The organism is Citrobacter sp. CtB7.12, from assembly GCF_001297795.1.
Classification (GTDB): domain Bacteria; phylum Pseudomonadota; class Gammaproteobacteria; order Enterobacterales; family Enterobacteriaceae; genus Citrobacter_A; species Citrobacter_A amalonaticus.
The window spans coordinates 1-5,130 of sequence record NZ_LIFT01000041.1 but is presented as its reverse complement, the minus strand read 5'-3'; the positions used below and the strand labels follow the sequence as shown (position 1 = coordinate 5,130).

At 57.6% G+C, this 5,130-nt stretch carries 5 protein-coding genes; all 5 read left to right on the top strand.

Annotated elements, in window-relative coordinates; all coding sequences use genetic code 11:
* Positions 1-55 precede the first annotated feature (55 nt).
* The 5 genes from tnpA to AOY24_RS23145 all read left to right on the top strand — a co-directional run bounded on the left by tnpA (position 56) and on the right by AOY24_RS23145 (position 4,967).
* Positions 56-721: an IS66-like element accessory protein TnpA gene (tnpA, locus tag AOY24_RS23165; RefSeq protein ID WP_054177437.1), complete on the top strand. Its 666-nt coding sequence runs from the start codon at positions 56-58 to the stop codon at positions 719-721.
* Positions 718-1,065, top strand: coding sequence for an IS66 family insertion sequence element accessory protein TnpB (gene tnpB / locus AOY24_RS23160; protein WP_043143335.1), 348 nt, complete (start codon positions 718-720; stop codon positions 1,063-1,065). The genes tnpA and tnpB (AOY24_RS23160) overlap by 4 nt, the downstream gene beginning before the upstream one ends.
* Before the next feature lie 19 nt (positions 1,066-1,084).
* Positions 1,085-2,656, top strand: a complete 1,572-nt coding sequence (locus AOY24_RS23155) for an IS66 family transposase (protein WP_054177436.1) — start codon at positions 1,085-1,087, stop codon at positions 2,654-2,656.
* Positions 2,657-2,961: 305 nt separating this feature from the next.
* Complete coding sequence (tnpB, locus tag AOY24_RS23150; RefSeq protein ID WP_054177460.1) at positions 2,962-3,333, top strand: IS66 family insertion sequence element accessory protein TnpB; 372 nt, start codon at positions 2,962-2,964, stop codon at positions 3,331-3,333.
* Between the two features lie 26 nt (positions 3,334-3,359).
* Complete coding sequence (locus AOY24_RS23145; protein ID WP_082366220.1) at positions 3,360-4,967, top strand: IS66 family transposase; 1,608 nt, start codon at positions 3,360-3,362, stop codon at positions 4,965-4,967.
* Positions 4,968-5,130: the final 163 nt, after the last annotated feature.

Genomic DNA, 5,130 nt, shown 5'->3' with positions numbered 1-5,130 from the left:
TGGTAAGCGTCACATTTAGACCGTCTGTGCAGCGGGCTCCGGTTCCGGGAAAATAGTGTCCATCATTTTTAATGGACACTATCGCGTGAAACACCGGACATGGCTCCTTGAGGCGCTTCGCCTCCATTTTGATGAAAAGCTGCCGCGTATTGAGGCCGGGCGCAGGCTGGGTATCCCCAAAACCACCGTCTGCGATCTCTTTGTCCGCTTCCGGAAGGCCGGTCTGTCATGGCCTCTGCCGCCACGGATCAACGCTAAAAATCTGGATAAACGACTTTACCGGCAGGACTCCCGAAAATCGTCTGTCCTTCCTGTAGCCTCTACCCCGGCTCCCGGTGAAATCCCTGTTGCCCGTAAGCGGCCCCGACGTCCCAACTTCCCCCGCGACTTCAAAATCGCCATGGTGGAGCAGTCGATGCAGCCCGGCGTCAGCGTGGCACAGCTTGCCCGCGAAAATAACATTAACGACAATCTCCTGTTCAACTGGCGGCGACTTTATCAGCAGGGGCTGCTGGCTGCGCGGACAGATGCGCCGGTCATGTTGCCCGTGACGCTCGCTGCTGAATCAGGCCCCGGACAGCCTCATCCACCATCCGTTCAGAGCGACGATGCCCCCTGCTGTGAGCTGGTTCTGCCCGCAGGAACGCTTCGTATCAGCGGAAAACTGACGCCGGAGCTGCTGCAGATGCTCATCCGGGAAATGCAGGGAGGGAGCCGGTGATATCACTCCCTGCAGGCTCACGCATCTGGCTGGTTGCCGGCGTCACGGACATGCGCAACGGCTTCAATGGCCTGGCTTCCAGGGTGCAGAACACGTTACGGGATGACCCGTTCAGCGGCCATCTGTTTATCTTCCGCGGGCGGCGGGGCGATATGATAAAGGTGCTGTGGGCGGACCGGGACGGCCTGTGCCTGTTTACCAAACGGCTGGAGCGGGGGCGCTTCGTCTGGCCGGTGACCCGTGACGGCAAGGTTCATCTGACGCCGGCGCAACTGTCCATGCTGCTGGAAGGCATTAACTGGAAGCATCCCCAGCGGACGGAACGCCCTGGAATACGCATATAACCTGCTGTAAAGTGGGGTTATGGAGACCTCATACCCTGATGAAAACGCCCGGCTCAGGGCGCTGCTGCAGGAGCAGCAGACCACCATCCGCAAAATGGCGGAGTATAATCGTCTGCTCTCACAGCGGGTGGCGGCGTACGCCAGCGAAATCAACCGCCTGAAGGCGCTGGTTGCTAAGCTGCAACGTATGCAGTTCGGCAAAAGCTCCGAAAAGCTGCGTGAGAAAACGGCCCGCCAGGTGCGCGAGGCAGAGGAGCGCATCAGCGCCCTGCAGGAGGAGATGGCTGAGGTGCTGGGCGAGCAGCATGACCCGGCACTCCCGCAGCCGCTGCGCCAGTCTTCCGCCCGCAAACCGCTGCCGGCCTCACTTCCCCGCGAAACCCTCACGCTGTCGCCGGCAGAAATCACCTGTCCGGCATGCGGCTGCGAACTCAACGCGCTGGGCTGCGACGTATCGGAGCAGCTGGAGCTTATCAGCAGCGCCTTTAAGGTTATCGAAACGCAGCGGCCGAAGCTGGCCTGCTGCAGCTGTGACCACATCGTTCAGGCTTCCATGCCGTCAAAACCCATCGAACGCAGCTATGCGGGCCCCGGCCTGCTGGCGCGCATCGTCACGGCGAAGTTCGCAGAGCACACGCCTCACTATCGTCAGTCAGAGATATACCATCGTCAGGGCGTGGAGCTGAGTCGCGCCACGCTGGGTCGCTGGTCCGGCGCGGTGAGCGAACTGCTGGAGCCGCTGTACGACCTGCTGCGCCAGTACGTGCTGATGCCGGGCAAGGTGCACACCGACGATATCCCTGTGCCGGTACAGGAGCCGGGCAGCGGTAAAACGCGCACGGCCCGGCTGTGGGTATACGTGCGGGACGACCGCAACGCGGGCTCACAGCTTCCACCGGCGGTCTGGTTCGCGTACTCGCCGGACCGGAAAGGCGTACATCCACAGCAGCACCTTGCGGGGTACAGCGGTATCCTGCAGGCGGACGCTTACGGTGGTTATAATGCGCTGTACGAAGATGGCCGCATAACCGAAGCGGCCTGCATGGCCCATGCCCGGCGAAAAATCCACGACGTGCATGCCCGGACACCGACCGACATCACAACCGAAGCGCTGAAGCGTATCGGAAAACTGTATGCCATCGAGGCGGAGATACGCGGCAGCCCGGCAGACGAGCGGCTGGCGGTACGTAAAGAGCAGACTATCCCGTTAATGCAGTCACTGTACGACTGGATACAGGTTCAGATGAAGGTACTGTCGCGCCACTCGGACACGGCGAAGGCGTTCGCCTATCTACTGAAGCAGTGGGACGCGTTAAACCTGTACTGCAGCAATGGCTGGGCGGAGATCGACAACAACATCGCGGAGAACGCGCTGCGTGGCGTAGCCCTGGGCCGGAAAAACTGGCTGTTCGCCGGTTCAGATACAGGCGGAGAACGTGCGGCGATCCTCTACTCTCTGCTCGTCACCTGCCGGCTTAACGGCGTTGACCCCGAGACGTGGTTGCGTTACGTCATCGGTCATATACAGGACTGGCCGGTGAACCGGGTCCGCGATCTGCTTCCCTGGAAACTCGACCTTAGCAACGTCTAATCGTCAATACGGTTCAGATGAGCCGCTTACGCATGTTGCAGCATGGCGTGCCAGCGGTCTTACCCGTCAGCAGTACAGTGAGCTGCACGACATCAAGTTTTCTACTTTCAGGGAATGGCCTCAGGATATTAAAACCAGAGTCAGTAAAGATGCCTCCGGGCTGATACCCGTACATATCGCAGCAGAGTCAGCTGCGACTCCGGCTGCTCAGGCGGTTAATGAGCCTGTCATGCTCTTCCTGCCTGGCGGTATACGTATGAGTTGTCACGCCTTACAGCTCACCGATGTGTTCAGGGCGCTCAAACATGCTCAGACCTGAGAACGTCTTCCTGGCAGTGAGACCTGTGGATATGCGCAGGGGAATAGACACCCTGACGCAGTATGTCCAGGATACCCTCAAATCCACATGGCATGAAGGTGCTGCGTTTGTCTTTGCCAATAAAGCACGGACGCGGCTCAAAGTACTGCGCAGGGATCGCCATGGTGTATGGCTGTGTACGCGGCGTCTGCACAAAGGTCATTTTCGCTGGCCGCGTGCAAATGATGCAGCATGGTCACTGACGCCGGAGCAGTTTGAATGGTTGATCTCCGGAATTGACTGGCAGCAAATGGAAGGCCATAACCTGGCTAAATGGGTCTTCCGTGAAGACGAAAACAGCGCAGTCTTTAATCTGTAAAACAGGGAGTAACCATTTGAAAAACAATGAATATCAATACTCATAGTGGTACTATTAAGGGTATGGATATATCCCTTCTCAATAACATGAATGACATCGAACAGCTCCGCACTCTGGCTCTTGCCATGGTGCAGAATGTCGTGTCTGAGAATGCTAAAAAAGAAGAAAAACTTCTCCGGCAGAATACCGCTCTTCAGCAACGTATCCTTCTGCTGGAAGAAATGCTGAAACTGGCGCGCCAGCAGCGCTTCGGGAAAAAGAGCGAAACTCTGGCCGGTATGCAGCGCTCCCTGTTCGAAGAGGACATGGATGCGGATATCGCTGTGGCAGAAGCGCAACTGGACATGCTGCTTCCGTTCAAAGAAAAAGTTGTCTCAGAACGACCGGCAAGAAAGCCGCTACCGGCCCATCTTCATCGTGTCACAAAAAACATAGAACCGGCCTCAACCGAACGCTGTCCTGACTGCCAGGGCACCCTGCGTCACATCCGTGATGAAGTGAGTGAAAAGCAGGAATATATCCCGGCCCGTGTCGTGGTTAACCGGTACGTTCGTCCGCAGTATAGTTGCACCTGCTGTCAGAGAGTGGTCAGCGGTGATATACCTGCGCACATTATCCCAAAAGGGGTGGCAGAGCCGTCACTCATCGCCCAGGTGGTGATCAGCAAGCACTGCGACCATATGCCGCTGTACCGTCAGCAACCGGTTCTGGCCAGTTCGGATATCCATCTGCCCGTCAGCACGATGGCCGATATGGTTGGTCCTGCCGGTGCCGCACTGACACCACTGGCAGAAGCACTTCACCGGATGTTGCTGACACGCGATGTGCTGCATGCCGATGAGACCCCTCTGCAAATCCTGGACACAAAAAAAGGGGGTAAAGCCCGCTCCGGCTATCTGTGGGCTTATGTCAGCGGTGAAAAAAGTGGCCCTGCTATCGTCTGCTTCGACAGTCAACCTGGCCGGAGCAGCAGATACGTGGCGGAATACCTGAAAGACTGGGCCGGAAACCTGGTGGTTGACGGATATCCGGCGTATGAAACGCTGGCCGTACAGAACAAAGAGATCGCACTGACGGGCTGTTGGGCACATGCCCGCAGAAACTTCGCCGACCTTTATAAAGCGAGTAAAGATCCCCGGGCCGAAATGGCAGTCAGGCAGATCGCCGGGCTGTACCGGCTGGAAAAGAAGATCCGACACAGGCCAGTGGAAAAGATCCGGCAGTGGCGGCATCGCTACGCGCGACCAGTGCTGGAAAAGCTGTGGCAATGGCTGGAGCAACAGAAAAATGCGTGCCCGGAAAGTTCAGCGTTGGGTAAAGCGATCGCCTACGTGCTAAAACGGCGGGAGAGCCTCAGTCGGTTCCTGGAAGATGGCTCGTTGCCGCTGGACAACAATCGCTGTGAACGGGCCATCAGACCGGTGGTGATGGGACACACCAACTGGTTGTTCGCCGGTTCGGTTGCAGCAGGTGAGCGTGCAGCCAGAATCATGAGCTTGCTGGAAACCGCGAAAATGAATGGCCTTGACCCGCATGCCTGGCTGACGGACGTTCTGCATCGCCTGCCATCGTGGCATGAAGACAGGCTGCACGAGTTACTGCCGCTCCCGGAGTATCACTTCACAGAAAACTGAGTGCGGGTGCACTCCGCCCCCTCAGGTATAGCTTCAGTATGGCCTTCATCTCCATGTTCAACGGATACAATCCCTGCCTGGCTCCTGACCTAAATACGTTCTCAGTGGAACTCCGGGGTAAGTTCAGCTATCTGAAAAACTGACTCATTTACCCGTCAACGCC